Annotated in this window: 1 protein-coding gene; it reads left to right on the plus strand. The window is 50.1% G+C overall.

Annotation, left to right across the window (positions count from 1 at the left end; genetic code table 11):
* A partial coding sequence (locus tag QUA45_RS28390) for an amino acid adenylation domain-containing protein (RefSeq protein ID WP_333223244.1) occupies positions 1 to 2,902 on the plus strand: 2,902 nt, incomplete at both ends.

The following is a 2,902-nucleotide window of genomic DNA, read 5'->3' on the forward strand; positions in this document are numbered from 1 at the left end:
TTTTGCAGAGTTTAGGAGTCAAAAATCGACAACTGGTGGGAATTCTGCAAAAACGGAGTCCGAATTTTCTCATCGCTATTCTCGCTATTTTAAAGGCGGGGGGAGTCTACGTTCCCATTGAGAGCACTTATCCTCCGGAGAGAATTCGCTATATGCTTTCTCACAGCGAAGTGGAGATTCTCTTAACAGACGCTTCATTTTTAGAGAGTTTGCTAAGTCAGATCGAGTATTGCCCTCAGTTAAAATATTTGGCTTGTTTAGATGTCAAGCCGGAGGGCGCGGCGATATCCGCCGCCGAGGTTCAGATATGCGATCGCCGCGATTTCGATAAACTACCCGCAGCCAATCTAGAAACTAGCAATCGCGGCACCGATCCAGCTTACGCGATTTATACCTCCGGTTCCACCGGATTGCCCAAGGCAGCTATTATCCGACACGGCGGCGCGATCAATCACATTTACGCCCAATTTGAGGCGCTGGGATTGACTGAAGAATTTACCTTTTTGCAAAGCGCTCCCGCTTCATCGGATATTTCGGTTTGGCAATTTTTAGCGCCTCTTTTAATTGGCGGAAAAACCGTAATTGCCGGCACGGAAACAATTTGCAATCCAGAAAAATTGTTTGAAGTCATTCAAAAACACAAATTAACCCTCGTCGAACTCGTTCCCACCGTTGTCCGAGGATTGACAGACTATCTTTCCAAATTATCGCCGCAGCAACGAGCATTTCCCAATTTAAAATGGATGATGGTAACGGGAGAATCAGTCTCGGTAGAGTTGGCGAATCAGTGGTTGCGCCTGTATCCCTCGATCGGCGTTGTCAATGCTTATGGCCCTACAGAAGCGGCTGACGATATTACGCAGGCAATTATTGAAAAACCTTTGCCGGAAAATCAGCGATCGCTATCCATTGGCCAACCCCTCGCCAATTTAAATCTTTACATCCTCGACTCTCAGATGAAGTTAGTGCCCGTGGGAGTGCCGGGAGAAATTTGCGTGTCGGGATTTGGCGTCGGCGAGGGCTATTGGAAAGATGAAAAGAATACTCAATTAAGCTTTGTTGAAAATCCCTTTCCAAATACGGCAAAACCGCTGCCGGGAATTGACAAAGATTTAATGTACAAAACCGGAGATTTAGGGCGGTGGCTTCCCGACGGAACGATCGAATTTTTAGGCCGCATCGATCGCCAGGTAAAAATTCGCGGTTTCCGCATCGAACTAGGAGAAATAGAGGCTGTATTGGAGCGACATCCAGCCGTGCGGGAGACGGCGGTTATTGTCAGGGAAGATAACCCCGGCAACAAGCGTTTAGTTGCTTATATCGCTGCGTACAAGGATAGTTTTTCAGAGTCTCAATCGTCGAGCCTTGCAGATGAATTATGCGGCGATTTAAAACAAAAATTGCCGGAGTATATGGTGCCTTCAGCCTTCGTGCTGCTGGAGGCGCTGCCGCTTTTGCCGAATGGCAAGGTGGATCGCCGATCGCTGCCTGCACCGGAAAAAAGCGCGATCTCCGCAGTGCGATCGCCCCTGGAGGAAATGGTTGCTGGCATCTGGAGCGAAGTGTTAGGCATCGAGGGAATTGGCAGCGAGGATAACTTCTTTGAATTGGGAGGCCATTCCCTATTAGCCACTCAGGCGATCGCGCGCCTGCGAGAAGCGTTTAAAATTGAATTGCCCCTGCGCCTCTTATTTGAATCGCCAACAGTGGCAAGTTTGAGCGATTGCATTTCCCTTCTCAGCAGCAGCGAGCAAAAACTGGAAGCACCCCCCATCGATCGCGCACCGCGAGGCCCAGAATTGCCCCTTTCTTTCCCCCAACAGCGCCTCTGGTTCGTCGATCGGTTGCAACCGGGCGATCCGGCTTACAATATCCCCGCAGCCGTGCGCTTGAAAGGTGCGATCGACGTGACAGCATTAGAGCGCAGTTTCCAAGCAGTTATCAATCGCCACGAAGCCTTGCGGACAACTTTTGGCGCGGTGGAAGGGCGGCCCATTCAGTTGATAATTCCCGAACCGACTTTCGCCCTCTCAGTTATAGATTTGCAGCACTTTCCTCAATCTCAGCGAGAAGCAGAAGCTGTGCGGCTCGCCGCCGAGGAAGCGCAACAACCTTTTGACTTAGCAAACTGGCCATTAATGCGAGTCACTTTGCTGCAGTTAGGTGACACAGAATTTATCTTATTGCTAACCATCCATCACATCGTTGCCGATGGCTGGTCTCTCGGGGTACTCGTGCGGGAAATGGCCACCCTCTACGAAGCTTTTTGCAGTGGCAAACCCTCCCCACTTCCCGAACTTCCAATCCAATACGCCGATTATGCCGTGTGGCAGCGAAACTGGCTCTCTGGGGAAGTTTTAGAAGAAAAACTTGCCTATTGGAAGCAACATTTAGGCGATCGCTTACCAGTGCTGCAACTGCCTGCAAAACAACCGCGCGCCGCTGTTTCTACCTATCGCGCTGCCCTTCAACCTTTCCAGCTTTCCCCAAACCTTTCTGCCGCGCTCAACAAGCTGAGCCGCCAACAAAATGTCACCCTATTTATGACGTTGCTAGCGGCTCTGGAAACGCTGCTATATCGATCGACAAATCAGGATGACATGGTAGTCGGCACCGACCTCGCCAACCGCACCCAATTGGAAACAGAGGCTCTGATTGGTTTCTTTGTCAATATCTTGCTTTTGCGCGGCGATCTCAGTGGCAATCCTACTTTTATTGAATTGCTCGATCGCGTGCGCGAAGTCACCTTAAAAGCCTACGCTCACCAGGATTTACCCTTCGACAAATTGGTGGAGGAATTGCGGCCCGATCGCAGCCTGAATCAAACACCGCTCTTTCAAGTCTTATTCGTCATGCAAAATATGCCCATGCCTGCTTTAGAGCTAGGCGGGTTAACTTTGAC

This window comes from Microcoleus sp. Pol12A5, assembly GCF_036701435.1.
Classification (GTDB): Bacteria; Cyanobacteriota; Cyanobacteriia; order Cyanobacteriales; family Microcoleaceae; genus Microcoleus.